Below are 25082 nucleotides of genomic sequence, written 5' to 3'. Positions count from 1 at the left end.
TATACACGTTATTGATTCTGTGACTTTTCAACCAGTTCGAATTTTTAAATTTTAACGAGGATACTGGCAGATTTTGCTGCCAAGAGGAATGGTTCACTCCCACGATGCATTTTGATCTGGCCCACTTTCCGGATTTCGAAGAAGGATTTATCAGTGGGGCCGTCAAGCACGACACACTTGAAATGCTTGTTGGAATCAAACAGCAGCTGCATTGCCGACACATCACGCATGTTGGGCATAGCGATCAGCCAGGCCCTTATCGCGGTCCTGCTCCCGATATATCTGTGCTCACCACTGTGCCGACGAAATGGGTGATTCGTTATGCAGCCAAGAACTACTTCTCGATTGATCCAATCATGCATGCCGTAAAGGCATCTCAACAACACGGAATTGCACCTGGCACCATCCGCAACCTCTCAGCAGAAGATGGATTGCCGATAGAGGTGAGGCACTTTTTGCGCGATTGCGAGTTGCGTGGGTTGGGTAATCTCTACCTAATGGTCAATGTTTGGAATGCACATGGTTTTCGCGGAGTAACGCTTTTTACTTTCGACATTGAACCGGCACATGAAGTTGCGTTCGTGGATGGGATGCGAAAGAGATTAGCAACGGTTTCGACGCGCCTGCACAATGTACTTCACGGCAATCGTAATCCAGGTCTTGCAGCAGCCGTCGCGAAGCTGTTGACGAAACGCGAATTGGATTGTTTGTACTGGGCGGCCAACGGTAAAACCGACGGTGAGATTGGCGAGATTCTCAACATCGCCCGCTGGACCGTAGTGACCTATCTGCAGAACGCCAAAAACAAGCTTGGTTGCTCCAATCGCACATCAACAGTGGCGACAGCGCTGGCCTTGGGCGTCATTGAGATGCCAGCCATTGCCAGCAGATTCTAGAACTTAGTGGGTATGGTCAATTGTGGCAGCCGCGCGTTGTCGAACGCTGCCGCCAGCAGAGCCGTATTATCGGCCGGACTTTTGCCCGCTTCGGAGAACCGAACATGGTGCAAGTCGATCTCCGTGGAATTGGATGACAGGGTCAATCTGAAATAAGCATTCACGCCCATATTGCTGAATTCCAAATCGAGCATCACTTTTGGCGTTGAATTCCAGTCGAGTATATACTCGCCACCAAGGCCGAAGGTAAGCGTATTCGGGTAAAAGGTCAGTTCCGTCGCAGAATTGACGATGTCGGCAATATTGCCGAATAGCTCGCAACGAATGAAGGCGATATAATCTGCGACATCCACCAGGCAAAGATCGTGTATGACTTCCTGCAACTGCGCGGAGATGATCTCGACGCGGGCAACGGAATATTGGGTTCTCTTCATATATTGATCCGCTTGAATTTACGCAGCTATTTACGGCGTCCATTAACAAATTGAATGAGTTCGGCCACCGCCTTATAAAATTCCGGAGCTATCACGTGATTGACCTGGACCTGCTTATAAAGTGACCGCGCCAATTGGATATTCTCGAATATGGGTATGTCATGCGCCTCGGCGATCTCCCTGATCTTGAGAGCGATGATATCTTGACCCTTTGCCACAACTACGGGTGCCCCATCCTTGGCAGGATTGTAACGGAGAGCAACCGAGAAGTGTGTCGGATTTGCGACGATCAGTGTGGCAGTCGGTACTGAAGCAATCATGCGCTGACGGGCCCGGTCCCGGCCGAGTGAACGCAAGCGCGATTTGAGCAGCGGGTCGCCTTCTGCCTGTTTGTGTTCATCTTTGATTTCCTGCCGTGTCATGCGGAGTTCGCTGCGCCAATGGATACGGGTCCAGGCAAGATCGAACGCTGCAAGCACTGTGACGGCAATCGCTACGGAGGAAAGCAGACGCACGATATGCGTGCGGATGAGTTCGGGCAACTGGCTAGGCTCGGTGATGATAGCGTCGACGAAGAAATGGCTGTCCTCGAAGAAGATCATGAAGACGATGATGCTCGCGGCGGCAAATTTTAACGTGGATTTGAGAAATTCGATGCGACCCGCTGAACCGAAAAGACGGGACCAGCCTTTTACAATGGAAACACGCGACGCCTCCGGCTGGATGCGGTCGAAGACAATGCGCGGTGCGTTTTGCAGGACAGATGCGAGGATACCCGCGCCAGGGACAATGATGAGGACAGGCAGCAAGGCCAAGCCGACGGCTGAGCCGATAATGCCAAACAATTCTCGCGCATCGTCGGCACTGTTGAGCCGCCAATCGTCCGATTTATCTAGCAGTTCGGAAAGAAACGAAGAAAGTTTTGCGCCGCTGGGTACAACGACGAACACCATTATGATGAGAAAAGCGATGATCGAAGCGAGGATTGGCGCCTCCCGGGAGAAAGGGAGATTGCCTTTGTCGATTGCATCACTGATTTTTTTCTCAGTGGCATCCTCGGTTTTGCTTTCCTTGTCGGTCGTATCCGACATTGGCTAGCGAACTCGCCTCACGCTGCAGGCTCTTCAGGTTCGAGTTTGAGGTCGCCACGGTCTGCAAGCGCAATAGCCGTTCGCGCGATTGTACGCCGTGCTTCTGTCACCGCATTGGCGTTGATGTTGGTTTGGCTGGAAAGTTCGGTTTCCACCATGCGCCGCCCACGGGTGGATAGCGACTGCAAGATGAGTTCCTGCAACTGCGGTTCGCAGCCGTGCAAGGCTGTCGTGACCACGTCGGTCTGGATTTCGTCAAAAAGAACGAGCCGGGCGCGCTGCGATATGCGGACGATATCCTCGAAGGTGAACAGCCTGGCTTTGATCTTGGCGAGATCATCGGCGCCGAGATCGGTTAGGCCCGCGAGCAATTCGTCGATCTCGGATTTTTCCAGCTGGTTGATGATATTGGCGATCGTTCCATGATGACTCTTTTCGGTACTTGTGTTGTCCTTGCCGGTGACCTCGCGCTGCAGGATGCCCTCCAGCATGGTTGCAACGGCGGGACCGACCTTACGTATATGCAAAGTGCGCTGTACGATGGCACTCCGCTCCGTTGCATCGAAACGAATCAGGAGTTTTGCAGCAATATCGGACGGCAGGCGGGAAATGACATAGGCGCTCACCTGTGAATGCTGTGCGGTCAGATAGGCATGAAGCACGTCGGTTGGAACGCGTGGCAGCTGATCCCACACCGATTCCTGCGTCACCAATTCCGGACGGCGGTTCTCGATGACAGCGCTGGCCTCATCGGCTGAGAGCGTTTCGCGTAACAATCCTTCGAAGCGCATTCCGGCCTCCGATACCGGCGCGCCGTCGGCGAAGGCGTTTTCGAACTGCTTGACCAGCTCTTCGAAATCACCCGGCGTGATCGGTTCGAGCTTGCGCGCGTGGCCGGCTAGCGAACGCAGATCATCGGCGGTGAAGTGCTTGAGAAGCCGCGATGCGGATGGTCGCCCGATGGCGACGAGCAATGCCGCCACCTTTTCAGGACCTGACAGATCCATGATGGCGCTTGAACTTTGAGGTATTTCTTGATCGCTCATGCGGCCCGGCTTCCAAGGGTTGTGGTGTGAGATTTGGATCAGATGCCGCTGCCGATGACCTCGGTCAGGCTGACGCCGAAGCGAGAGGAATCGTCCTCAAGAACGATTACTTCCCCGCGGGCGATAACCCTGCCATTGACGACGATATCGACCGGATCGCCGATCTGCTTGTCCAGGGTGACGACGGCGCCACGGCCAAGCTTCATAAGATTGGCAACGGGCATCGATGTACTGCCGAGCACGACCTGGACATCCACCGGGATGCCCATAATGAGATCGATGTTGGGCTTCGTACTTCCCGATTTGCGGTTTGGCTGTGGATCGTCACGCTTCAAATCTTCGATCGCTTCGTTGAGTTCGTCTTCAATGGAGTTCTTGTCGGATATGGCCATGATTTGGAGAGCCCAGAGTTAGAGGACGGCGCTCGCCACATCGGCACTGCGCACGATGCGGTTAACGAATACAGGGAGATTCTTGGCTGGAGCCACAGGTGCAGCCTTTGCAACGGGCGCGGTCGTTGCTGGGGCAATATCTGATTGCTGGACAGGTGTCGGCATGACCCTGACATTACCCTTGAGATCATTTTTGGCACGTTCGACGAGGTCGATGGCGCGGGCGATTTCGGTACGCACACGATCCGAATCCTTCAGCCTGGCCTCAAGCCGAACGCTCTCGTCGCGGCAGGTTTCTCGCTCCGCTTGGAGGATCGCGAGTGCCTGCTGCAAGTTTGCGGCAGAGCTGGCAACTTGATGCGCCATAATGCGGCTCATAGTTGTGAGGCGGTTGGCCCTGCGCAGCGCCGCAAAGAAGACAACGAGCGATACCGCCGTCAGCGCGATCGAAATGAAGTTAATCAGCGGCAAGCTCATCGAGGAGATCCTCTTCTTCATTGACGGAATCGGTGATCCGTACGGTGAATGCGCTGCCCGCTTTGCCAAGCCGACATTTGTAGAGCGCCTGTTTACCGCTGCGTAGGCGGACCTGGTCGATTGCGTCCTTCGGCAAATTCAGCACCTGCCCGGGCTGCAACAAAGCGATTTGTTCGAGCGTCATCGAGCCTTGCTGCAGATAAGCTTCAACATCGATGCGGGCACGGCTTACTTCGAGCCGCAGTTTCTTGGCCCATGAAGGATCGGAATGATGTGCAGGCTGCCGAAGCAACCGGGCAATTGCGTCCTGCATCGGCTTGAAACTGGACCGCGGCAAAAGGATCGAGATCTGACCGGAGCGGCCAGCAGCCTTCAAAGCGATGGTGCAGCAGATCATGCGCGTTTCCGTGACCGCACCTGGTGCAAGATGCACGGTCTCGACGAGGTCGCCGATCTGGAAGAGCGGCTCACCGCCGGCCGAAAAGATGTGATCGAGCGAAGCGGTAACATCGCTAAAAATTTGTCCGGCGATGCCAAGGTCGACGGAAGTCAGCGGGCGCGCCGCAGCGCCAATGTCGGGACTCGCGCCGGAACCAAACAAAGCTTCAATACCGCAATCGATAAAGTTGCGATCTGCAGCGAGCATCAGGCGTGATCCCCACTTGGCAACCGGAACCATACCGACAAGGCCGGCTCGAAGGAGGTTCTCGCCGATCGCATCCTTCTCGAGCGTTTCAATGCGGATGAATTCCGCACCTATTGCGACATCAGTTTGAGCTGCAACCCTAGAACCGAATGAGCCCGCGAGATCGCGGAAGACCGCTTCCAGCGATTTAAGGTCATCCACCGAGAGGCCCGCCGCCCGCAGAATGTTCTCTGCGAGTGCGTCCGGTCGTCTCTGTTCGACTTCAACCTCCATGATCGTCTTACGCCGCTTGCTGTAACGGGGCAGGGGCGGATGGCGTCAGCGTTTCCTGCTCGACAACATCGATGGACGGGCGGTCATAGGCGGAAATTGTCTTGCGACCGTACTCCAGCGCAATTTGCGGCAGTGCGCCATTCATATAAGCAAGCAATGTCTGCTTGACGATCATGTAGAGACGGTTTTGCTTCTCACGGGTTGTCTTGATCTTGGTGGCGATCGGGCCGACGACGCCATAAGAAAGGAAAATACCGGCGAAGGTTCCTACCAATGCCGCGCCTATCAAATGACCGAGCACCTCCGGCGATTCGTTTAGCGCACCCATGGCCTTGATCACACCGAGTACCGCCGCGACGATGCCCAGTGCTGGGAGGCCCTCGGAGACGCTGATCATGGCATTATAGGGTTTAAGCTTATCACGGGCGATGGTGTGAATTTCTTCGTCCATCAGGGCTTCGATCTCATGCGAGCGTGCATTGCCGATGATAATGAGGCGGCAATAATCGCAGATGAAATGCGTCAGATCGTGGTTCTTGAGGACGCTTGGAAAGGTTTGAAAAATTGTTGATTCAGTTGGGTTGTCGATGTGAACCTCAACCTCGTTGCGCGACTTGGCACGCAATTCCCGCATCAGGGCGTAAAGCACCCCGAGCACATCAAGGTAATCTCGCTGCTTGGGGATCTTGTTGGTGAAGGCTTCCATGCAAGCCCGACCTGTGTCTTTGACCGCCGAAAACGGATTTGCCACGAGGAAGGTGCCGAGTGCAGAGCCTCCGATGATGACGAATTCCCAAGGTTGCATGAGCACGGCAACATGGCCTCCCATGGCGATAAATCCGCCGAGCAGACATCCCATCGTCACGACGAGTCCAACAAGAATACCCAAGACGCTCTCCTGCACGTTTATCGCTAGAGCGCTAACAGCGTCGGCTTGCGTGAACCTTGCAGCGATGGGAGCTTGCCCTGGGGCGCGCGAGGATCAGGTACCGCCAGCTTCAGGCAAGCTTGATTTGACACATATGAGCCAAACGTTTTCAGGAAAGGCGCATCATGATCAATACGATGACGGGCTACAGGCTCATTGCCGCCGATTTGCCGCGCTCACTCGCCCGCGTCTCCAAGGAGCCGGTCGTTCAGCGTGAGAGCGATTACTATCTGAAAAATATTGGCAATGTGAAATCCATCGACGATTTCATGAAAGATACGAAGCTGTATAATTATGCTTTGAAGGCGTTCGGGCTTGAAGATATGGCCTATGCCAAAGCCTTCATTCGCAAGGTGCTTACCGAAGGCATCGATAATCCCGACAGTTTCGCCAACAAGCTTACGGACCCCCGTTACAAGGAACTCGCGACGACGTTCAATTTCGTCAAGCTTGGCGACAAGACAACTGCCCAACCTGGAGTGAAGCAGCCGATCGTCGACAAATATGTGCGCCAGACCCTGGAGGTCGAGACGGGCCAGCAGAATGAAGGCGTGCGGCTGGCGCTATATTTCGCTCGCAAGGCGCCAACCATTACCAATGCTTTCGAGATACTTGGTGACAAGGCGCTTCTGCAGGTCTTCCAGGCTACCTTCAACATGCCGGCGCAGATGTCCAATCTCGATATCGATCGGCAGGCTAAGCTAATCGAGGACAAACTTGATCTGAAGGATCTCAAGGACCCCGCCAAACTCGACAAGCTGCTGACGCGGTTCACTGCCATGTACGAGATGAAGAATCCCTCCACACCGGCGAGCGCACCATCCCTCTTGCTCGGAGGGACCCCCACCATCGGGATCTCAGCGAGTATTCTAGCGACCTTGCAATCCTTCAAGCTGGGTGGTCGTTGATGGAAAATTCGATCTATGTTGGGCTTTCGGCACAAATCTCGCTGGAGCGCCGGCTGGATGCGCTGGCTCACAACGTCGCCAACATGTCGACGCCTGGCTTTCGCGCCACGGGCATGAAGTTCGAGGCAATGGTGTCGAAAGCCGCGGAAAACTCAAGTTTCGTCACGGCCGGTGAGAGCTACATCAAGACCGAAGCCGGTCCGATCACTCAAACGGGCAATCCACTGGATGTGGCTGCAAAAGGCGACGTTTGGTTCTCTGTCCAGTCGCCGGCCGGCCAGGTCTATACGCGCGATGGTCGTATGCAGATGTCGACCACGGGGGAACTCCTTTCCGTGAAGGGCTATCCGATTCTCGATGCGGGTGGGCAGCCGTTGACGATCGATCCAAATGGAGGACCACCTGATATCTCATCGGATGGCGCGGTCTACCAGAACGGCAAGCAACTGGGCGCGATCGGTCTTTTTACCATTAGCCCGAACGCCAAGCTGACCTATTTCGACAATTCCTCGGTCATTCCGAGCGTGGCAGCCCAGCCTGCCATCGACAATCCTAATGCCGGTGTAATTCAGGGTTCGATCGAAGGGTCGAACGTAGACGCAATCAGCGAAATGACGCGGTTGATGAGCGTTTCACGCGCTTTCGAACGCGTTGACGCTTTGCTTCGCGGCAGTGAGAATACTTTCTCCGAAGCCATAAAGACGCTCGGATCGAAGACGTGATCGCCGTTTGACCATGCAGTCATTTGAAGCAGCCTTGCCTACGATACGCCAACGGACGGGCAGCCTGGAGACGCTGGCAAGGATTGTGTCGCAGATTGTCCAGGAGCGAAATCCTGTTGTTGTCGGCGGCTATGTCAATGAGGTATCGCGCTCCGCCATCGGAGTTCGTGGGATATCGGACAAGGTTCAACTCGGCGACATTGTGGCAATCCGCACTGACAGCCAGCTCCACCCGGCAGAGGTCGTCCGGCTCGAACAGACAAGAGTGCTGATCAAGCCGTTCGATGACCGCATCGTACCATCGCTTGGAACACCGGTCTTTCCAGAAGGTCCGCTGCGTATCGCCCCCGCATCCGACTGGAAGGGCAGGGTAATCAGTGCTCTGGGATATCCTCTGGACAAAAAGGGACCGCTATCGGCGGGAACCGATCCGAAACCTGTGGATTGCCCGGCACCGTCAGCGATGAATCGTGGCCGGGTGGAAGGGGGTCTGCGCACCGGCGTCAATGTCGTCGACGTCTTCATGCCGATGTGCTTCGGCCAGCGCATGGGCGTTTTCGCCGGGTCTGGCGTTGGCAAATCCACATTGCTCGCCATGATGACGAAAGCCGCCGACTTCGATACCGTCGTGCTGGCTCTGACAGGCGAACGGGGGCGCGAAGTGCGGGACATGCTTGAAGACACGATGGCTGGGAAGCTCGAAAAGACCATCGCTGTCATCGCCACGGGCGACGAAAGCCCTATGATGCGCCGGCTTGCACCCAACACGGCAACGGCGATTGCGGAATATTTCCGTGATCGTGGCGAGAATGTTCTGCTGATCGTTGATTCCATCACCCGCTTTGCCCATGCGGCGCGGGAAATCGCCATCGCGGCGGGCGAGCCACCGGTATCGCGCGGTTATCCACCAAGCGTCTTCAGTCAGTTGCCGCGCCTGCTCGAACGCGCCGGACCTGGTCTCGAAAGCGGCGGCACCATTACCGGCATCTATGCGGTTCTTGTCGACGGCGACGACCACAATGATCCCATCTCCGATGCCATTCGCGGCACGCTTGACGGTCACATCGTCCTTGACCGTGGCATCGCGGCGCGGGGACGGTTCCCTGCAGTCGATATTCTCGGTTCCATCTCTCGTCTGGCACAGCATAACTGGACCACAGAACAACAGAAATTGGTGACCAGTCTGCGCGGCCTCGTCGCACGCTATGAGGAAACGCGCGATCTGCGCATGATCGGCGCGTATCAGGCGGGTAGCGATCCACTCATCGATCAGGCCGTCAATCTTGTCCCTCTCATCTATGACGCAATGCAGCAAACGCCGACGTCGCCACTCTCGCAAGATCCTTACAACGACCTTGCTGCATCGCTGCGACCAAAGGAGCCATCATGACGAAACAACAGGCGCCCCTCGTAAAATCGGCAGCGGCAGAGCCCAGGGTGGTTCGTCCGCGCGATAAACGCTTTGACGGCTATTTGAAGAGTGCCGGGTTCGTGCTGGCGGTCGGCAGTTTCGTGCTGCCCTTCGTAATGTATTTCGACGTTCTGGACGCGCGTCCGAGGCTTGTATCCTCGGGCCAAAAGGTCAATGATCCGCTCAACCGGACCAATCAGAAGGTCGTACGTGAGACCCATGGCAGAAACGGAGCCTCGCCGGGTACGCCGAGCGAGGAACTTGATCCCATGACAACCGCCACGACTGCGGATCTGAAGGAAGACCGGACGACCAGCATTGATGAGGCTGGCAAGCAGCCGTTTCCCCGCAAACCGGTTTTTCTGTTACGCGAAATCGTCGGTGGATTGGTTATGATCGAAGACGATACGGGCTACTGGTTCGTCGAAAAAGGTGCAACCCTGCCGGATGGAAGCAAGCTTGTCGCCATTGAACGGGGTGATGGCAAGGACAGTTGGCAGATCAAGACGTCTGACGGCGATGTGATCAGTCGCACCAACTAGTGAATGCCGTTTTGAACATAAGTTCCTGGCGGATCGGGCCGCAAGTCTCACGCAAGTTTGAAAGCATAGGTTAAGCCAAGATTAACCGGGTCAGACGTGCGAGGGAAGACATGCAGGGCATCCATCTGTTCGAGCTGGCGTCACGTCAGGCCGAATGGCTCTCGGTGAGGCAGGCGGCGATCTCCGGAAACGTGGCCAATGCGAATACGCCAGGTTTCAAGGCACGCGATGTCGAGCCATTCAAGGATGTGTTGGAACAAACGCAGCTGACCATGGCTGCGACCAATCCCAAACATCTTGAGATCGACGCGTCTGGCATCAGCGCGACAGCGCTGCGCAAGGATGCGGTGACCGAGCAAAATCACTCTAAAAATACGGTCAGCCTCGAGGACGAAATGGTGAAATCCGGCGAGATTAACCGCCAGTTCTCTCTCAACACCAGCATCGTGAAAGCATTTCATCGCATGATGCTGTCAGCGGTAAAGAGCTAAGATGTCAGATCCATTGCAAGCTGCCCTCAAAGTCGCCGCATCCGGTCTTTCCGCCCAATCGACGCGCCTGCGCATTGTTTCGGAAAACCTCGCCAATGCACAGTCGACAGGCAAGACCGCAGGCAGCGACCCCTATCGACGGAAGACGGTTTCCTTTGCGACAGAGCTTGATCGCGCCACCGGCGTCGAAACAGTACGCATTGCAGAGGTCGGTAAGGATACCTCCGCCTTTACCGAAGAATATGACCCGAGCCATCCGGCAGCCGATGCCAATGGCTATGTGAAATTGCCCAATGTCAGCATGGTCGTTGAAATGGCGGACATGCGTGAAGCCAATCGCTCCTATGAAGCCAATCTCCAAGTCGTCAAGCAAGCACGTGAACTGATTGCCATGACTGTCGACCTTTTGAGGAATTCCTGATGATAGACCAACTTCTCAGTGTTTCCACGCGTAACGCCCTCTCGAATTTGACGGAGACCGTAGCCCCAGGCGCAGCGCCTGCAGCCACGGGCCAGTCTTCATTCGGCAATGTTCTGTCACAACTGGCAGGATCGGTCAGTAACAAGCTTGAAGGTGCCGAAGCGGTTTCGATGAAGAGTATGACTAGTGACGTGCCGACCCGCGACGTCGTGAATGCGGTCATGGATGCGGAACAGTCGCTGCAAACGGCCATCGCCATTCGTGACAAGATTGTCCAGGCCTATCTCGAAATCAGCCGCATGCCTATCTAAGGATTAAGAATGAAAGCGCTTACTATTGCTGCAACCGGCATGAATGCTCAGCAGCTCAATCTGGAAGTGATTGCCAATAACATCGCCAACATTAACACAACGGGATTCAAGCGTGCCAAGGCGGAATTTTCGGATCTGCTGTATCAAGCGGAACGTACGGCAGGCGTCCCCAATGCGGCAAACCAAAGTATTATTCCAGAAGGGGCAATGGTCGGGCTCGGCGTTCAGACTTCGGCGGTTCGCAATCTGCATATTCAGGGCGGGCTCAACCAAACCGGCAATCCGTTCGATGTGGCGCTGGTCGGTCGCGGATGGTTCCAAATCCAGAACCCGGCCGGCGAGACGTTGTATAGCCGCGCTGGCACATTCAACACAAATAGTACCGGCCAACTCGTGACACTCGATGGAAATCTGGTCGAACCGAACATCATCGTCCCGACGGATGCGATCGAGGTCAAAATTACCGATACGGGCCAGGTGTTTGCAAAAATGGCCGATCAGACGGCACTTGTCGATCTCGGCCAGCTGACGATCGCGAACTTTGCCAACGAAGCTGGATTGGAGCCGCTTGGCGACAATCTTTACAAGCAGACAGATGCTTCAGGTGATGCGGTTGTCGGTGTTCCGGGCGATCCCGGATTTGCGACATTGAAACAGGCCTATCTGGAGAATTCAAATGTCGATCCGGTAAAGGAAATCACTGATTTGATTACGGCGCAGCGCGCTTATGAGATGAATTCGAAGGTGATTCAGGCTGCCGATGAAATGGCTCAAGTCGTTTCAAAGAACCTGCGCTAAGGAGAATTATGAAGGTGGTGGCAACTTACTCGGCCAAAAATATCATTCGGGTAGTGGCCTTGGCCAGCTGCGTTTGGCCGTTTGCGTTTACCGCCTATGCCGACCGCATAGCGTTTCTCGTTCCATCGCAGATTATCTATCCGGGCGAAATAATCGGCGGTACAGGACTTCACGAAAAATACTTTACTATCAGAGCGAGTGCGGCGGGCCAATATGTCGTGTCTTCGCAACAGCTTGTCGGCAAGGTGGCACGCCGTACTCTGCTGCCGGGACAGCCGATTCTGGTCAATGCATTGAATGAGCCTGATCTGGTCGAGCGCGGTGTTCCGGTAGCTCTGGTGTACAGCACGGGCACATTGGTCATCACGGCCAAAGGCTCGCCCATGGAAGCCGGACACGCTGGCGACTTCATCAAAGTCCGTAATATGGACAGCGGCATCATCGTCTCCGGCACGGTGTTGGCTGACGGCAGCATCCAGGTCGGGATGCAATGATGCGTTTTGCAGCCGCTCTCCTTGTGGGGATACTGGCAGGTACTGTTGTCGTGAAGGCAGCTGAGCCGTCGCCGAACGCCAAGCTTTATGGCACACCCGGCGAAGCCAAGGCTGCATGGCGAAAGGCTGAAGCACAGGCCGCACTGCAGAGGGGCGACGATGGGAACTGGGGCGGTGCCGCTTCGCCTTTGGGGGAAGGCGGGGCGATCGCCCGCTTGAAGGATATCGCCAACATTCAGGGTGTGCGCGAAAATCAGCTCGTCGGCTATGGTCTTGTCATAGGCTTGAATGGGACGGGCGACAGTCTGCGCAGCGCACCCTTCACCGAACAATCCTTACGAGCGATGCTCGACAATCTCGGTATCAGCCCGCCTCCGGGCTCCTCGCGCGTAAAGAACGTCGCGGCGGTTATCGTCACCGCCAATCTGCCACCCTTTGCCGGACGTGGCTCACGCATCGATATTACAGTTTCCTCCCTCGGTGACGCGACATCGCTTGCCGGCGGAACACTCGTAATGACGCCGCTGGCCGCGGCCGATGGCCAGACCTATGCGGTTGCACAGGGCAATATGGTCGTCTCTGGATTCGTGGCTTCGGGACAGGCTGAAACCTTGACCCAAGGCGTCCCTACCAGTGGCCGCATTCCGAACGGCGCGCTCGTTGAAAAGGAAGTGACCGGCAATTTCGGCCAAGACGAACTTGTGGTGGAATTACGCGAGCCGGACTTCACGACAGCCGTACGCATTACCGATACGATCAATGCCTTTGCCAAGCGGCGTTACAACCAGCCGGTTGCCAAAGAACGTGACTCAAAGACGATCCGCCTGCGCAGGCCAAAGAACATCTCAGCAACGCGGTTCCTTGCCGAGATCGAGGGTCTCCCGGTCGTGACCGATGAGGTCGCGCGCGTTGTCGTCGATGAGCGAACCGGCACGGTGGTGATCGGTGAGAAAGTGCGCATTTCACGTGTCGCGATCAGTCATGGCAGCTTGTCGGTGCGCGTCACCGAGACACCGACGATCGTTCAGCCTGAACCTTTTTCCGATGGCGTGACAGCAGTAGAGCCAAACACAACCATTGATGCAACACAGACGTCAAAGCTGGGGATTCTCGGGGGTACCGATCTTGAAAGTCTCGTTAAAGGGCTGAACCAGATCGGCGTCAAACCACAGGGAATTATCGCAATCCTGCAGGGTATCAAGACGGCCGGCGCATTGCATGCGGAGCTGGTGGTTCAATGACTGTAATGTCACCTATGAAGAAATCGGTCAGATCGAGCATTGCTGCACTCGTCTTCAGCTCGGCGCTGTTGCTGCCTATTAGCTATGGTATGTCGCAGGAGCCGGCGGGCAAGGAAGAGAGCGGTCAAGAGATTGACCGCTATTGCACCAACATCAGCGACAGGGCGGCCGATGAACGATATGCAATGCAGACACGCGAATTGGCACAGCTTCGCGCCGATATAGATAGCCGTATCGCGCAGCTCGACGCCAAGCGCAAGGAATATGAAGTCTGGCTGAAGCGACGCGACGAGTTTATCGACAAGGCCGAAGATTCCCTCGTAGGCATCATCTCCAAGATGCGGCCAGACGCAGCGGCAGCGCAAATGGCGCTGCTTGGCGACGAGGCCGCCGCCGCGCTTCTCCTCAAGCTGAATCCTCGGGTCTCCAGCGTCATTTTAAATGAAATGCCTGCGGAAAAATCATCGAAGCTTGCCCGGGTTATCGTCGGGTCACGCGTTGTTCCAGCTGGAGAAAGAACCGCCCAATGAAAAAAGCGGCCCAATCAATCACCCTTGTCGGTGTTCTATGTCTTGCAGGCTGCGCGAACAACCTACGCGATTTCAATCGCGCGCCCGAAATGTCGCCAGTCGGCACAGGCGTTGGCCAAGGCTTCAACGTTACTGACCCGGCTTATTATCCGTCACAACCGCGGCCACAAAAATATTCACTCTGGCGGGATAGTCAGGCCAGCTTCTTCCGTGATCCGCGGGCGACCAATCCCGGTGACGTGCTGACCGTTGATATCACGATTGACGACAAGGCGAAGCTGGACAACAAATCTGATCGATCGCGTGTAGCATCCTCAGGCTATGGATTGTCCGCTGACATAGGCGGTAGCGGAGTGTCGCCGAGCAATATCAGCGGCAATCTTGACCTGAATTCCGACAGCCGCTCCAAGGGCGAAGGCAAGATCGACCGGTCGGAAAAGATCAATCTGCAGGTCGCAGCGATCGTGACCGCTATTCTACCGAACGGAAATATGGTTATCCGGGGCTCCCAGGAAATCGGCGTGAATAATGAGCTGCGCGTTCTCAATGTCGCCGGCGTGGTCCGTCCCCGGGACATCACGAATCTGAATAGAATTCCATATGACAAGATTGCCGAGGCGCGGATTTTCTATGGTGGTCGTGGACGCCAGAGCGAAGTGCAACAGCCGCCTTGGGGCCAGCAGATCCTCGACACCTTCTCCCCGATCTAGGATTGATGATGAGCGTTTCTGACGATCCCCCATCCCCGCCGAAAGGCCCTTCGATCGTCGCATTGATCGGCGTCGTTGCGGTGCTGACGCTTGTCGCAGCGGGTGGTGGATGGTTTCTTGGTGGTCAACTCGGGCTTGCAGAAGCAGCCAGGCCTGAGGGTGAAAAACAACCCGCCGCAGCGGAAATGCCTACCGGCAGCGTCGTTCCGCTGAAACCAATACTTACCAACATCAAGATACCGCAGGACGTGTGGATCAGGCTCGAAGCCGGCGTTGTGGCGCGGCCCGGTGAAAAAGTTTCCGACGAGCTTGCCGCCACGGTCGCCGGCGATTTCACGGCTTTCATGAGAACTGTCAATTTGATGCAGCTGCGTGGCCCCGCAGGTATCGAGTATCTGAGGACTGATTTGCAGGAGCGGGCGGTGATGCGCTCCGAAGGCAAGATCGAAAAAGTCTATATCTGGGCGCTGGTGATGGAATGAAAAGACGCTATTTGACGCCTGCGCTACTCCTGGTTCTCACCGGGACCGCGACGGCGCAGACCTCGCTGCTCGAAGGTTTGCTCCCGCCCGGCAGTGGATCGACCAGCGGTCAGATCATGCAGATGCTGGCGGCGCTTACGGTTCTGTCGATCGCACCGGGCATCTTGATCATGGTGACCAGCTTTACCCGCTTCGCCATTGCCTTTTCGATGCTGCGCTCAGGCTTGGGTCTGCAGACAACGCCGGCTAATCTGGTGATGATCAGTCTTGCCTTGTTCATGACATTCTATGTCATGGCGCCTGTATTCGATCGAGCGTGGCAGAATGGCGTCCAGCCGCTGGTTAACAATCAGATTACACAGGACGTGGCTATCAACGAGATCGCCACCCCGTTCCGCGAGTTCATGCTGCGACAGGTGCGCGACAAGGATCTGCGTCTCTTCGAAGACCTGGCCGACGAGTCATTTCGCACCAAAGCTAATGATGTAGTCGACATGCGCATCCTCATTCCGGCCTTCATGATCTCTGAACTGCGCCGCGGTTTCGAGATCGGTTTCCTGATCGTATTGCCCTTTCTCGTCATAGATCTCATCGTTGCGACGCTGACCATGTCGATGGGCATGATGATGCTGCCGCCAACGGTTTTGTCACTCCCCTTCAAGATCCTGTTTTTCGTGCTCATCGATGGCTGGAATATCCTCGTCGGCAGCCTGATCCGCTCGTTCACCTGAGTATAGACTTAAGTATAATTGAATATTCGGCGCTTCAGGCGCAACATCGGCGCATAACGGGTCGCGATTTTTGAAGGCGACTGGCATCATGCCGCTCCGTTATACCGGTCGATCCGGTATGTCCCTGCCATTTTCAAGAAGGGATTTTTTCCATGTCCAGTATTTTGACCAATGCATCGGCAATGACCGCGCTACAGACACTTGCACAAACCAGCAAAAATCTTGCAACGACCCAAAACCGTATTTCGACGGGTCTGCGTGTTGCCGAGGCTTCGGACAATGCCGCCTACTGGTCGATTGCGACCGGCATGCGGACCCAGAATTCCGTTCTTTCTGCCGTAAAGGACAGTCTTGGTTTGGGTAAGTCAATCGTTGATACGGCTTATACAGCTTTAGAAAAGGCAATTAGCCTCGCCCAAGACATTCAGGCAAAATACGTCACGAAAGAAACGCCCGGGACGGACGCTACTATCATTGACGCAGAAATTAAGGATAAAAAGGACCAGATCATAGAGATTGCCAAAAGTGCAAATTTTCAGGGCGTTAATTTATTGAAGACTGGCGGCACTACGCAGAATGTGGTTACGGGTTATTCAAACGATGCCACCTCGCCTGCCGTTACGACAATGAGTGTTGCCGCCTATGATCTTGAAGCTGCTTTGACGAACGCAACTAAATCGGGAGATGTTGGCACAGCAATTACTGCGATGAAATCCGCCGCCGCTGCACTTGGTTCTTCCAAGGCGCGCATTGTCTCGCAGATGGAGTACACCAGTGATCTGGTCGACGCGCTCAATCGAGGCATCGGCACGCTGGTGGACGCGGATATGAATGCCGAATCTGCCCGCCTGTCGGCGCTGCAGGTTCAGCAGCAGCTCGGTGTCCAGGGCCTGTCCATCGCCAATTCCAGCGCTCAGAGTATCCTGTCGCTGTTCCGCAACTAAGTGGCCTGATCGTCGACAAAAAGGAGGGCCACGCAATGCGGGGCCCTTTCTCATATTTCTAGAGGGCGATCATCTTAAGTTTGCTCGTCATAATGGTGGTCTTGAACGTTACCATGCATTGCAGTGAATCAGGAGAGACGGCAATTCTGTCGCGCTCGTAGCAAGCGGGAGATGTACATTTCCAGACTCCTACACCGGCAAAATTTTCCGTCGTTCAAAAGAATGATCTCAAGGACCAGGTTCGTTCTTTTTCTGCATGGCATAACATATATCCCTGATGAGGATCCGGGATGGGAATTATCGATCATCGCTTTTGGAGAGGGCCACGCGTAACGCGTGGCCTTTTTCATTTTCTCATCTGCAATCGCAGAATTATCCAGAGCGGAGCCCCTTGTTATTCAAACGGTAATACTTTAGTCGTACCCATCACAACCATGACGGGTTGTCGTTGTGACAACAGGCATCATGCCGCTCCGTCATGCCGGTGAGAACCCGGTATGTCCCCACCATTCATATCTCATCAGGGGCTTCATCCTATGACCAGCATTCTTACAAACGCATCAGCAATGACTGCGCTGCAGACACTCAATACCACCAACAAGAACCTTGCTACCACGCAGGATCGCATTGCCACCGGCCAGCGCGTTTCTACCGCTTCCGACAATGCCGCTTACTGGTCAATCGCGACCGGCATGCGCACTCAGAATTCCGCTCTTTCCGCAGTCAAGGACGGTCTGGGTCTCGGCGCTTCGATCGTCGACACTGCTTACACCGCATTGACGAGTGCCATCGACCTCGCCAGCAAGATTCAGGCGAAGTATGTTGCCAAGGAAACGCCTGGCACTGACGGCACGATCATTGACGCCGACATCGCTGAAATGAAGGCTCAGATCGTCGAGATGGCGAAGGGTGCAACATTCCAGGGTGTAAACCTGCTGGAGACCGGTGGTACGGCTCAGAACATCGTGACCGGCTACACATCTGGTACTGGCGTAACAACGATGAGCGTTGCGGCCTATGACCTTGAGGCAGCGTTGACGGCTGCAACATCTTCATCGACGGTTGAAACCGCCGTCAATGCCATGAAGGCTGCTGCTGCTGGCCTTGGCTCTGCCAAGACTCGTATTGATACACAGCAGACATTCACGGGCAATCTGATGGATGCAATCGATCGCGGCGTTGGCCAGCTCGTGGACGCTGACATGAATGCTGAATCAGCACGTTTGTCGGCTCTTCAGGTTCAGCAGCAGTTGGGTATCCAGGCCCTCTCCATTGCCAATTCCAGCAACCAGAGCATCCTGTCGCTGTTCCGCGGCTAATAACGATAATTCTTCTAATTTTAGATTTGGGCCACGCTTCGTGCGTGGCCCTTTTTGTTTTGCAACGATGTTCCGACACGAGGCTCTAACTTCGCGCAAGCTTCGCGCTCTATGGTTCCATCACGCGACGGTGGTGGGAATTGATGGAAAAGAACATAAGACAGACATTTGCGCAGCTCGGCACGGCGATGCAGAAGCTTGGCGCAAGGCGGCTCATTGCTCTTGGTATCATTGGCGTCACGCTGTTCAGCGCCATCCTTGTATCAAGCCTTTACCTCAACCGGCCGCAATACGAGACCCTGTATGTAGGTCTCAGCCGCGACGATGTTAACCGTATGGGCATGGCGCTTGGCGAGGCCGGCATTCCCTTCGATGTGAAATCGGACGGCACTTCCATTCTGGTGGCCTTTGGCAAGGCGGATCAGGCACGCATGTACCTTGCGGAAAAGGGTTTGCCCACCAGCAACAATGCCGGTTACGAGCTGTTCGACAATATGGGCTCGCTAGGCCTCACATCGTTCATGCAGGAGATTACCCGGGTTCGAGCGCTTGAAGGTGAAATTTCCCGCACCATTCAGGCAATTCGCGGTATCAAGGCCGCGCGTGTCCATATCGTCTTGCCGGAAAAGGGAAGCTTCCGTCGTGGCGATCAGGCGCCATCTGCCTCGGTTGTCATTCGTACGGAAGGTGACTTCGCCGTCGAATCAGCACAGTCGATCCGCCAGCTCGTTGCTGCTGCGGTGCCGCAGCTCACCGCTGCGGAAGTCACCATTCTCGATACCAATGGCCGTCTTCTTGCCTCGAAGGATGACGGCACGAATGCGGGTGCCGTGATGTCGGCGACGCTCGAACAAAATGTTTCCGCGTCGGTGGATGAGAGCATCCGCAAGGCTCTTGCGCCCTACCTTGGCGTTGGTCATTTCCAGACGAGTGTTCAGGTGGCGCTCGATACGGATCGCCGGCAGACCAATGAGACGGTATTTGATCCGGAATCACGCGTGGAACGTTCGGTGCGGGTGGTACGCGAAAGCGGCGATTCAAAGAATTCGACCAGCGATAATGCGACGGGTGTCGAACAGAATATTCCGCAAGAAGAAATCGCCAGCAAGAACGGCGATAGTTCTTCAGAAAAGACCGACAAGCGAGAAGAACTGACCAACTACGAGTTGAACTCGAAGACAGTCTCGACGACCAGCGACAGTTATCAGATCAAGCGGCTCTCGATCGCAGTCGTCATTGATCAGGCGCGCCTGCTGGCGACGGCCGGGGTGACGCCGGCGCCGGATAAATTCCTTGAGCAGCAGATAGCAAAAATCACCGAACTTGTCGCAACGGCGGCGGGTCTCGACCAGAAGCGTGGCGACGTCATTAATGTGACTGCAGTCAATTTCATGGAGGCTTCAGACGAACAGCTGGCGCCCGCTTCAACACCGGTATCTGAGATGATCTTCCGCCAAGCCGGCAGTTTCATCAACGCTGCCGCTCTTATAGCGGCAGTCGGGCTTGTGCTTTGGTTCGGGGTCCGCCCCCTGATGCGGGAGATGAACAAGCCCCAAGAGGCTCTGCAACTCGCCGCAAGTGCGAACCTTCCGGTTCCAGGTTTGGCACCCGCAACTAGTCTTCCAGTCGTGGCTCAAGTTCGTGCGGAACATAGCCTGCCGTACGATGATCTGAGCGAACTCAGACGACGCATGCGTGTGCCCGCGCAAAATCGTCTAGAGCAGATGATCGACATGGATGAAGAGCGGGTCGCGGCTATCCTGAAACAATGGGTGCACGAGGCAGCCTGATGGTCGCTCGCTCTGTCGCCAGTGTACTGACTGATTTCACACCGAAGCACGTGCCAGCGGACCGCGTCACCGTCTTTGCGGCCGCGAGCAAGGAACGAGCCGACTCTTTGGCGGAGATCGAGGAGCCATCGGAGGACGTTGTCGAACTTATCGATTACGAGTTGAAGATCCAGGAGGCGTTTGTTGCGGGTCGCGAATCTGGCCAAGCAGAGGCCGCGGTGCTGTTCGAGGCCGAGAAAATCCGGCTTGAGAGGGAGTTCCAGGATCAGCTGGCGGCCGCGGAAGTGCTCTTCATGCAACAAACTGGCGCACGCATGGCGGAGCAGATCGGGGACGGGCTGCTCGCAATCTCATCGGACCTTTCGGGATCGCTCGCTGCTGTCCTCACGCCTTTGGTTGAAGAGCGCTTGCGTGAACGTGCCGTCGAGGCATTTGCTCACGAGGTGAAACGGATGACGAAGGAATTCGCCGCTATTAGCATGGAAATTTCCGGTCCATCCCATCTTCTCGACGTGCTTCGGATGCGACCGGAGATCGATCAGATGCGTTGCACCTTCTGGGAATCGAGCCAATCGGAATTGTCGATGAAACTGGATGATGCAGTGGTCGAGACGCGGCTTGGCCGCCTCATCGACGCGTTGAGAGATACCGCCGATGAACATTGATCCGGAAACGCACCGTGAAATCGTAATTGTGCGGCGCGGCCGTGAACATGAGGAAGGTCATCACGGAGGGGTCTGGAAAATCGCCTATGCGGATTTTATGACCGCGATGATGGCTTTCTTCCTTGTCATGTGGCTCATAAATGCGGCCAATGAAGAAACGAAGGCCGCCGTTGCCGCCTATTTCAATCCGGTCAAACTGATGGATCGGCAATCGAGGCCGAAGGGCATCGAGGAAACCGACAATCAGGAGGGCAAGGTTCGCTTTGAAAGCCTGGATGCGACCGATGCCGAGACCAAAAGCGCGCGCAACGAAAAACAGGTTCAATCACCACCTGCAACAGAAGAACGTCAGATTTTCAAAGATCCGTATGCCGTGCTTGCCGAGATTGCCACCGAGTCCGGTGTGTTGCAAAATCGTTCTGCAGCGGGGGAGGGCGGATCTAATCGGGCGGGTCCATCGACAGGTGCCGAGGGGGGAGACGCCTATAGGGACCCATTTAATCCCAACTACTGGTCGACCCATGTAGAGGATGAGATTTTCCCTCTAACGGACAGTCCGGTAACTCCACCTCCATCCCAGGAAAAGGCGATAGCGCCAAAGCGGAATGAGGCTTCTGATGCAGACGTGCAAGCGAAGCAGGTGGCGCTGGAGAAACGAATGGCCGCTGGCGAGCCGCTGGCCGAAGCGAAAGCTGCTACACCCAATGATGTCAAGCCGACGAACGCGGGAAAAACAGCGGCCGTGAAAGACGAAAAGCCCGGCGCGGTTGAGATCGATGCTGCCCGTGAACTTGCAGCGGAGATTTCGAAGAAAACAGGCGCGAGCTCAGATGAAAAAGCGCCTGACATTTCGGTCGTTCCCACTAAAGACGGCCTCATGATCCAGCTCACCGACAAGGTTGATTATGGCATGTTTGCCATCGGATCGGCCAAGCCTGACAAGCGCGTGGTGCAGGTGCTCGATGAAATCGCCAAGATCATTGCCACGCGCAAGGGCGACGTCGTCATTAGCGGGCATACCGATGCGCGACCGTTCAAAAGCGAAACCTACGACAATTGGCGCCTGTCATCTGCGCGTGCCCATATGGCCTATTATATGCTGACGCGTGGTGGCCTTAACGCCAAACGTATCCTGCGCGTTGAAGGCTATGCCGATCGCGACCCAAAAATCCCAGCAGATCCTTACGCCGCCCAGAACCGGCGCATTGATATCTTTTTGAAGACAGCTTCCAGATGATCACACGGCAAACCATCGGCTGGCTGTTGTTCGGCCTGATCAGTATGCCGCTGACAACGGCGCATGCTGCCATGCCATCACCTGAGCCTTATATGCTGGTGCGATCCATGCGCATGCTGCAGGATCAGGTCGCGTCCGGAAAGCCGGAAGCATTGCCGATGCTTAATCGTGTGCTCGGCCATATTGCTGAACAGCTGCAGGCTGCCAAACCGGAGGTCTGGTCGAAACCGGCAAATGTCTACGCCATATTCATTTATCTCCTTAATGGAGGCAATCCAGAGGTTGTTCGCACTATATTGACCTCGGCCAATCTGGGTGAGGTCGATCCCAAACTTGTAGCGGGGTCGCTGGCTTACGCCGATGGCGATACGCTGCGCATTATCGAAAATTTCCAGGAACTGCCGCCTAATGTTCCCATCGAGCTTGTCGCATCGATCTATCTGGTCACAGCGACACAGCTCGCGGGACTCGATGCAGGAACCGCACTCAAGCGGCTGGATTATATACGCCTCAACGCACCGGGAACACTGCTGGAAGAGGCGGCGCTGCGGCGTGGGCTGATGATCGCGGCGCGACTTGGAGACAAGGACAAGGTCAGGTTATTGGCGCGCAATTATCTTCAGCGTTTCGCCCTTTCCCCCTATTCGGAGGACTTCTTTCGCCAGCTTGTCGACGCCTTGAAGGTGATCAAGGGTAAGATCAGCAATGAGGAGATCCAAGAGGTGGCCTCTTTGGCATGGCCCGGTGCTCGCTTGCCATTCTACCTGCGCATTGCCCGAGGTGCGATCGTGGATGGTGATATGCAGCGCGCAAGATTTGCGTCGGAACAGGCTGACGCCCTTTCAGCGGTGCTCAAGACAGACGACACGCAAGCCAAGCTCTATCTGGCGGTCAGCAAAGTCGGATCCGACAAGACTGGAGACGCCAAGTTCATGCTTTCGAACCTGCCGAAAGACCGTCTGCATGGTCGTGACATCAACCTGCTGGAGGCTGCAATCGCGATGGCAAACAAGATTCTTGCACAACCAATTCCGGGCGTGGAGGGACAGCAGAAAATTCCTGTCGCAGGCAGTGCCAGTGAAATCGCCGAGCCTGGCAGTGCGAAGGCAACTCCGGTCGCCCCCGTCGATCCGATGATAGATGAAACACGCAAGAAACTCGACGCTGTCGACGCGCTTCTCGGGAAGGCTAGGAAATGACCATTGGAGCTCAGATGCCTCTTAAGACGATGCTTGAAGTGATTGTTCGCGACAAGGGCAAGGACGGTACGCCTGACCATAAGCCGGAGAAGGATGCCTCTTCGGATTTCGGTTCATTGGTAAGGGCGGTTGGCTCGAAGCTGAAGCTCGACAAGGAGAATTCAAAACCGGACAAGAGCTTGGCGGAATCGCGGGATACAGAGCCGGATGAGAAGGACAGGGATGTTCCCGAGGCTCCCGCTCAAGCTATCTTCGGGCAGGCGATTCTTGCTTTCGAACAAATGCTCGACCGGCAGCAGCACAAGAATGGCGAACAGCCACAATCCGTCGCCAAAGCCAGGGCGTCATCCAGAGCCGATATTGTTGCAGAACCCATGCAAATCGTCGAGGCGGATCAGGGAAGCGACAGGCCGGCCGAAATGTCCGTGCTCGATGGAATGCCCGGGAAGGCTGCTTTGAAAGCCACAACGGAAACGCAGGTGGCCGCTGCTGTGCAAGACAAACAGGAACCCGGCAAATTAGTCGCGCAAGCGGGGCAAGACCTTGCGCCAGCGCCTCAGGCACTTGAGGCACCGAAACCTAAGGTGAGCACCAGGGCCTCACCGGTAGAATCCGCCGGGCCTGTCGAGCCAGCTGCGCCCGCACTGGCCCCGCCGATTCAGGCCGAGGCAAAACTTGGTGCGACTGCGTCGAATAATTCGGTTCCAGTACAAACCTCGCGCCTGCCGATAACCGATGTTCAGGTTCTTTCGGATCGCAGCATGCCGGGGGCCAGAACGCTGGTGATCCAGCTTCAGCCCATCGAACTTGGAACGGTAACGGCGCGCATGCGTCTGACGCCTGACGGCATGCATATCCAGTTGATGGCGGAAAACCCGGCGATGGCAAAACATCTGGCCAAGGACCATGACATGCTCACTAAGGCCCTGGAGCGGGCGGGCGTGGCGGATGATGCCTCGTCTGTCACCATCTCGGTGATTGATCGCTCCGGCGCTTCCTCGAGCACGCAGGCGGGACAGCAGAACCCGTCCGCGCAGGATCAGCCCGGCGCGCGAGCCAGCGGTCAAGGTCAATCTGGGTTCGACGGCTCGCCCGGTGACCGTTCCGGCAATCGATGGCCCTTTGGAGAGATGCGATCTGATGAGCGTGTGGAAACGGCAACTGATCCGGATTTTGAGTATGGCCGTTCCCGCGGGTTGGTTGTTTAGCCTCTTACTCGGGCTGCAGACAGCTTCGGCGGAAAACCTCTGCGAGCGGCAGATGCACCGTGCGTCGACGAGGTACGATATTCCTATCGGTATTCTCTACGCGGTAGGTTTGACTGAAACCGGGCACAAGGACTCACTCCAGCCCTATGCAATGAATATAGAAGGAAAAGCGTTTTTTATGCCGTCAGCAGCAGCTGCCCTGGCCAAATTCAACGAGGCGCATTCGCGGGGAGCGAAGCTCATCGACATCGGATGCATGCAGATCAATCACTATTTTCACGCCGACAAGTTCCCGTCTGTAGAGGCAATGTTAAACCCTGCCGCCAATGTGGACTACGCCGCGCGATTTCTGAAAGAGCTTAGAACACGCGAAGGAGACTGGACCATGGCGGTTGCGCGCTATCACGCGGGACCCAACAACGACCCTGCCCAGAAGCAATATGTTTGCCGGGTAATTGAGAATATGGTGGCTACCGGTTTCGGTAACTGGACGCCAAAGGCGCGAATGTTTTGCGATAAGTGATTGTGTTAATACTTGGTAATAAAACGTGAATTTGTCCCAGCTGTCCTATTTTGTAGAATTCAAATGGGTCGTGATCCTGCCCGCGCGGGAGCTGCCACCTCCCCCAAGAATTCATCTAATCCGAATTATTTAGGTCTCCCAATAAATTAGGTACAATATATTGGGAATTGTCGCCGAGTCATCGACCCCGCTAGTTGTGTGTTGCTTGGGGCAAAATAAATG

The 25082-nt window shown here is 55.6% G+C and carries 30 protein-coding genes; 23 read left to right on the top strand and 7 right to left on the bottom strand.

Going from position 1 to position 25082, the window contains the following annotated elements; genetic code table 11:
• Positions 1 to 104 precede the first annotated feature (104 nt).
• Positions 105 to 896 (top strand): LuxR C-terminal-related transcriptional regulator, encoded by a 792-nt coding sequence (locus tag J2X72_RS22610; protein ID WP_210004868.1) that lies wholly within the window; start codon positions 105 to 107, stop codon positions 894 to 896.
• Here J2X72_RS22610 and J2X72_RS22605 read toward each other — a convergent pair.
• Genes J2X72_RS22605 through motA form a run of 7 tightly spaced genes read right to left on the bottom strand, consistent with a single transcriptional unit; the run spans position 893 to position 6144 of the window.
• Positions 893 to 1330 (bottom strand): hypothetical protein, encoded by a 438-nt coding sequence (locus tag J2X72_RS22605; protein WP_210004870.1) that lies wholly within the window; start codon positions 1328 to 1330, stop codon positions 893 to 895. The genes J2X72_RS22610 and J2X72_RS22605 overlap by 4 nt on opposite strands.
• A 26-nt stretch (positions 1331 to 1356) precedes the next feature.
• The gene (locus J2X72_RS22600; protein WP_210004872.1) at positions 1357 to 2421 is read right to left on the bottom strand and encodes an EscU/YscU/HrcU family type III secretion system export apparatus switch protein; all 1065 of its coding nucleotides are present in this window, start codon (positions 2419 to 2421) and stop codon (positions 1357 to 1359) included.
• A gap of 17 nt (positions 2422 to 2438) precedes the next feature.
• Positions 2439 to 3467, bottom strand: coding sequence for a flagellar motor switch protein FliG (locus J2X72_RS22595; protein WP_210004874.1), 1029 nt, complete (start codon positions 3465 to 3467; stop codon positions 2439 to 2441).
• A gap of 38 nt (positions 3468 to 3505) precedes the next feature.
• On the bottom strand, positions 3506 to 3859 hold the full coding sequence (gene fliN, locus J2X72_RS22590; RefSeq protein ID WP_210004876.1) for a flagellar motor switch protein FliN: 354 nt from the start codon (positions 3857 to 3859) through the stop codon (positions 3506 to 3508).
• A gap of 18 nt (positions 3860 to 3877) precedes the next feature.
• Positions 3878 to 4336, bottom strand: a complete 459-nt coding sequence (locus J2X72_RS22585; protein ID WP_210004878.1) for a BAB2_0123 family type IV secretion system effector — start codon at positions 4334 to 4336, stop codon at positions 3878 to 3880.
• Entirely contained in the window at positions 4317 to 5255 is a 939-nt protein-coding gene (locus J2X72_RS22580) for a FliM/FliN family flagellar motor switch protein (protein WP_210004890.1), read from the bottom strand. The genes J2X72_RS22585 and J2X72_RS22580 overlap by 20 nt, the downstream gene beginning before the upstream one ends.
• Positions 5256 to 5262: 7 nt before the next feature.
• Positions 5263 to 6144: a flagellar motor stator protein MotA gene (gene motA / locus J2X72_RS22575; protein ID WP_210004891.1), complete on the bottom strand. Its 882-nt coding sequence runs from the start codon at positions 6142 to 6144 to the stop codon at positions 5263 to 5265.
• 164 nt (positions 6145 to 6308) lie between these two features.
• Here motA and J2X72_RS22570 point away from each other — a divergent pair, with 164 nt between their 5' ends.
• The 22 genes from J2X72_RS22570 (at position 6309) to J2X72_RS22465 (ending at position 24860) form a co-directional block, all read left to right on the top strand.
• Entirely contained in the window at positions 6309 to 7091 is a 783-nt protein-coding gene (locus J2X72_RS22570; protein WP_210004892.1) for a DUF1217 domain-containing protein, read from the top strand.
• The gene (flgF, locus tag J2X72_RS22565; RefSeq protein ID WP_210004895.1) at positions 7088 to 7813 is read left to right on the top strand and encodes a flagellar basal-body rod protein FlgF; all 726 of its coding nucleotides are present in this window, start codon (positions 7088 to 7090) and stop codon (positions 7811 to 7813) included. Before J2X72_RS22570 ends, flgF begins: the two co-directional genes overlap by 4 nt.
• 13 nt (positions 7814 to 7826) lie before the next feature.
• Positions 7827 to 9203: a flagellar protein export ATPase FliI gene (gene fliI / locus J2X72_RS22560; protein WP_310075654.1), complete on the top strand. Its 1377-nt coding sequence runs from the start codon at positions 7827 to 7829 to the stop codon at positions 9201 to 9203.
• The gene (locus J2X72_RS22555) at positions 9200 to 9766 is read left to right on the top strand and encodes a hypothetical protein (RefSeq protein ID WP_310075650.1); all 567 of its coding nucleotides are present in this window, start codon (positions 9200 to 9202) and stop codon (positions 9764 to 9766) included. Before fliI ends, J2X72_RS22555 begins: the two co-directional genes overlap by 4 nt.
• A gap of 110 nt (positions 9767 to 9876) precedes the next feature.
• The gene (gene flgB / locus J2X72_RS22550; protein ID WP_210004902.1) at positions 9877 to 10257 is read left to right on the top strand and encodes a flagellar basal body rod protein FlgB; all 381 of its coding nucleotides are present in this window, start codon (positions 9877 to 9879) and stop codon (positions 10255 to 10257) included.
• 1 nt (position 10258) lies between these two features.
• The gene (gene flgC, locus J2X72_RS22545; RefSeq protein ID WP_112532380.1) at positions 10259 to 10678 is read left to right on the top strand and encodes a flagellar basal body rod protein FlgC; all 420 of its coding nucleotides are present in this window, start codon (positions 10259 to 10261) and stop codon (positions 10676 to 10678) included.
• Entirely contained in the window at positions 10678 to 10989 is a 312-nt protein-coding gene (locus J2X72_RS22540; RefSeq protein ID WP_210004904.1) for a flagellar hook-basal body complex protein FliE, read from the top strand. The genes flgC and J2X72_RS22540 overlap by 1 nt, the downstream gene beginning before the upstream one ends.
• 9 nt (positions 10990 to 10998) lie before the next feature.
• On the top strand, positions 10999 to 11787 hold the full coding sequence (gene flgG / locus J2X72_RS22535; RefSeq protein WP_210004905.1) for a flagellar basal-body rod protein FlgG: 789 nt from the start codon (positions 10999 to 11001) through the stop codon (positions 11785 to 11787).
• Positions 11788 to 11795: 8 nt separating this feature from the next.
• Positions 11796 to 12281 (top strand): flagellar basal body P-ring formation chaperone FlgA, encoded by a 486-nt coding sequence (gene flgA / locus J2X72_RS22530; protein ID WP_210004906.1) that lies wholly within the window; start codon positions 11796 to 11798, stop codon positions 12279 to 12281.
• Positions 12281 to 13522: a flagellar basal body P-ring protein FlgI gene (locus tag J2X72_RS22525; RefSeq protein WP_310075715.1), complete on the top strand. Its 1242-nt coding sequence runs from the start codon at positions 12281 to 12283 to the stop codon at positions 13520 to 13522. The genes flgA and J2X72_RS22525 overlap by 1 nt, the downstream gene beginning before the upstream one ends.
• Before the next feature lie 89 nt (positions 13523 to 13611).
• Entirely contained in the window at positions 13612 to 14052 is a 441-nt protein-coding gene (locus J2X72_RS22520; RefSeq protein ID WP_310075714.1) for a MotE family protein, read from the top strand.
• Positions 14049 to 14762 (top strand): flagellar basal body L-ring protein FlgH, encoded by a 714-nt coding sequence (gene flgH, locus J2X72_RS22515; RefSeq protein ID WP_210004908.1) that lies wholly within the window; start codon positions 14049 to 14051, stop codon positions 14760 to 14762. Before J2X72_RS22520 ends, flgH begins: the two co-directional genes overlap by 4 nt.
• Before the next feature lie 8 nt (positions 14763 to 14770).
• A complete protein-coding gene (locus J2X72_RS22510; protein WP_405044764.1) occupies positions 14771 to 15244 on the top strand; it encodes a flagellar basal body-associated FliL family protein in 474 nt (157 codons plus the stop codon).
• Positions 15241 to 15975 (top strand): flagellar type III secretion system pore protein FliP, encoded by a 735-nt coding sequence (gene fliP / locus J2X72_RS22505; RefSeq protein WP_310075640.1) that lies wholly within the window; start codon positions 15241 to 15243, stop codon positions 15973 to 15975. Before J2X72_RS22510 ends, fliP begins: the two co-directional genes overlap by 4 nt.
• A gap of 152 nt (positions 15976 to 16127) precedes the next feature.
• Positions 16128 to 16919 carry a flagellin gene (locus J2X72_RS22500; RefSeq protein ID WP_310075637.1) on the top strand — a complete coding sequence of 264 codons (792 nt, stop codon included), beginning with the start codon at positions 16128 to 16130 and terminating at the stop codon, positions 16917 to 16919.
• A gap of 536 nt (positions 16920 to 17455) precedes the next feature.
• Positions 17456 to 18238: a flagellin gene (locus J2X72_RS22495; RefSeq protein WP_210004916.1), complete on the top strand. Its 783-nt coding sequence runs from the start codon at positions 17456 to 17458 to the stop codon at positions 18236 to 18238.
• Between the two features lie 143 nt (positions 18239 to 18381).
• Positions 18382 to 20028: a flagellar basal-body MS-ring/collar protein FliF gene (gene fliF / locus J2X72_RS22490; protein ID WP_210004918.1), complete on the top strand. Its 1647-nt coding sequence runs from the start codon at positions 18382 to 18384 to the stop codon at positions 20026 to 20028.
• Positions 20028 to 20693 (top strand): hypothetical protein, encoded by a 666-nt coding sequence (locus J2X72_RS22485; protein WP_210004920.1) that lies wholly within the window; start codon positions 20028 to 20030, stop codon positions 20691 to 20693. Before fliF ends, J2X72_RS22485 begins: the two co-directional genes overlap by 1 nt.
• Positions 20683 to 21930 carry a MotB family protein gene (locus tag J2X72_RS22480; RefSeq protein ID WP_210004922.1) on the top strand — a complete coding sequence of 416 codons (1248 nt, stop codon included), beginning with the start codon at positions 20683 to 20685 and terminating at the stop codon, positions 21928 to 21930. The genes J2X72_RS22485 and J2X72_RS22480 overlap by 11 nt, the downstream gene beginning before the upstream one ends.
• Positions 21927 to 23129 carry a chemotaxis protein MotC gene (locus J2X72_RS22475; RefSeq protein WP_310075633.1) on the top strand — a complete coding sequence of 401 codons (1203 nt, stop codon included), beginning with the start codon at positions 21927 to 21929 and terminating at the stop codon, positions 23127 to 23129. Before J2X72_RS22480 ends, J2X72_RS22475 begins: the two co-directional genes overlap by 4 nt.
• Entirely contained in the window at positions 23126 to 24337 is a 1212-nt protein-coding gene (locus J2X72_RS22470) for a flagellar hook-length control protein FliK (RefSeq protein ID WP_310075630.1), read from the top strand. Before J2X72_RS22475 ends, J2X72_RS22470 begins: the two co-directional genes overlap by 4 nt.
• The gene (locus tag J2X72_RS22465; protein WP_210004931.1) at positions 24309 to 24860 is read left to right on the top strand and encodes a transglycosylase SLT domain-containing protein; all 552 of its coding nucleotides are present in this window, start codon (positions 24309 to 24311) and stop codon (positions 24858 to 24860) included. The genes J2X72_RS22470 and J2X72_RS22465 overlap by 29 nt, the downstream gene beginning before the upstream one ends.
• Positions 24861 to 25082 lie beyond the last annotated feature (222 nt).

Origin of the sequence: Phyllobacterium sp. 1468, assembly GCF_031455525.1 — a bacterium.
In the GTDB taxonomy this organism is placed as follows: Bacteria; Pseudomonadota; Alphaproteobacteria; order Rhizobiales; family Rhizobiaceae; genus Phyllobacterium.
This window is presented reverse-complemented; position numbering and strand designations above follow the sequence as displayed.

Bases quoted from the DNA above. Each gene is read 5' to 3' on its own strand.
- J2X72_RS22610 (WP_210004868.1), top strand. From the start codon at position 105: ATGCATTTTGATCTGGCCCACTTTCCGGATTTCGAAGAAGGATTTATC.
- J2X72_RS22605 (WP_210004870.1), bottom strand. From the start codon at position 1,330: ATGAAGAGAACCCAATATTCCGTTGCCCGCGTCGAGATCATCTCCGCG.
- J2X72_RS22600 (WP_210004872.1), bottom strand. From the start codon at position 2,421: ATGTCGGATACGACCGACAAGGAAAGCAAAACCGAGGATGCCACTGAG.
- J2X72_RS22595 (WP_210004874.1), bottom strand. From the start codon at position 3,467: ATGAGCGATCAAGAAATACCTCAAAGTTCAAGCGCCATCATGGATCTG.
- fliN (WP_210004876.1), bottom strand. From the start codon at position 3,859: ATGGCCATATCCGACAAGAACTCCATTGAAGACGAACTCAACGAAGCG.
- J2X72_RS22585 (WP_210004878.1), bottom strand. From the start codon at position 4,336: ATGAGCTTGCCGCTGATTAACTTCATTTCGATCGCGCTGACGGCGGTA.
- J2X72_RS22580 (WP_210004890.1), bottom strand. From the start codon at position 5,255: ATGGAGGTTGAAGTCGAACAGAGACGACCGGACGCACTCGCAGAGAAC.
- J2X72_RS22570 (WP_210004892.1), top strand. From the start codon at position 6,309: ATGATCAATACGATGACGGGCTACAGGCTCATTGCCGCCGATTTGCCG.
- fliI (WP_310075654.1), top strand. From the start codon at position 7,827: ATGCAGTCATTTGAAGCAGCCTTGCCTACGATACGCCAACGGACGGGC.
- J2X72_RS22555 (WP_310075650.1), top strand. From the start codon at position 9,200: ATGACGAAACAACAGGCGCCCCTCGTAAAATCGGCAGCGGCAGAGCCC.
- flgB (WP_210004902.1), top strand. From the start codon at position 9,877: ATGCAGGGCATCCATCTGTTCGAGCTGGCGTCACGTCAGGCCGAATGG.
- flgC (WP_112532380.1), top strand. From the start codon at position 10,259: ATGTCAGATCCATTGCAAGCTGCCCTCAAAGTCGCCGCATCCGGTCTT.
- J2X72_RS22540 (WP_210004904.1), top strand. From the start codon at position 10,678: ATGATAGACCAACTTCTCAGTGTTTCCACGCGTAACGCCCTCTCGAAT.
- flgG (WP_210004905.1), top strand. From the start codon at position 10,999: ATGAAAGCGCTTACTATTGCTGCAACCGGCATGAATGCTCAGCAGCTC.
- flgA (WP_210004906.1), top strand. From the start codon at position 11,796: ATGAAGGTGGTGGCAACTTACTCGGCCAAAAATATCATTCGGGTAGTG.
- J2X72_RS22525 (WP_310075715.1), top strand. From the start codon at position 12,281: ATGCGTTTTGCAGCCGCTCTCCTTGTGGGGATACTGGCAGGTACTGTT.
- J2X72_RS22520 (WP_310075714.1), top strand. From the start codon at position 13,612: ATGTCGCAGGAGCCGGCGGGCAAGGAAGAGAGCGGTCAAGAGATTGAC.
- flgH (WP_210004908.1), top strand. From the start codon at position 14,049: ATGAAAAAAGCGGCCCAATCAATCACCCTTGTCGGTGTTCTATGTCTT.
- J2X72_RS22510 (WP_405044764.1), top strand. From the start codon at position 14,771: ATGAGCGTTTCTGACGATCCCCCATCCCCGCCGAAAGGCCCTTCGATC.
- fliP (WP_310075640.1), top strand. From the start codon at position 15,241: ATGAAAAGACGCTATTTGACGCCTGCGCTACTCCTGGTTCTCACCGGG.
- J2X72_RS22500 (WP_310075637.1), top strand. From the start codon at position 16,128: ATGTCCAGTATTTTGACCAATGCATCGGCAATGACCGCGCTACAGACA.
- J2X72_RS22495 (WP_210004916.1), top strand. From the start codon at position 17,456: ATGACCAGCATTCTTACAAACGCATCAGCAATGACTGCGCTGCAGACA.
- fliF (WP_210004918.1), top strand. From the start codon at position 18,382: ATGGAAAAGAACATAAGACAGACATTTGCGCAGCTCGGCACGGCGATG.
- J2X72_RS22485 (WP_210004920.1), top strand. From the start codon at position 20,028: ATGGTCGCTCGCTCTGTCGCCAGTGTACTGACTGATTTCACACCGAAG.
- J2X72_RS22480 (WP_210004922.1), top strand. From the start codon at position 20,683: ATGAACATTGATCCGGAAACGCACCGTGAAATCGTAATTGTGCGGCGC.
- J2X72_RS22475 (WP_310075633.1), top strand. From the start codon at position 21,927: ATGATCACACGGCAAACCATCGGCTGGCTGTTGTTCGGCCTGATCAGT.
- J2X72_RS22470 (WP_310075630.1), top strand. From the start codon at position 23,126: ATGACCATTGGAGCTCAGATGCCTCTTAAGACGATGCTTGAAGTGATT.
- J2X72_RS22465 (WP_210004931.1), top strand. From the start codon at position 24,309: ATGGCCGTTCCCGCGGGTTGGTTGTTTAGCCTCTTACTCGGGCTGCAG.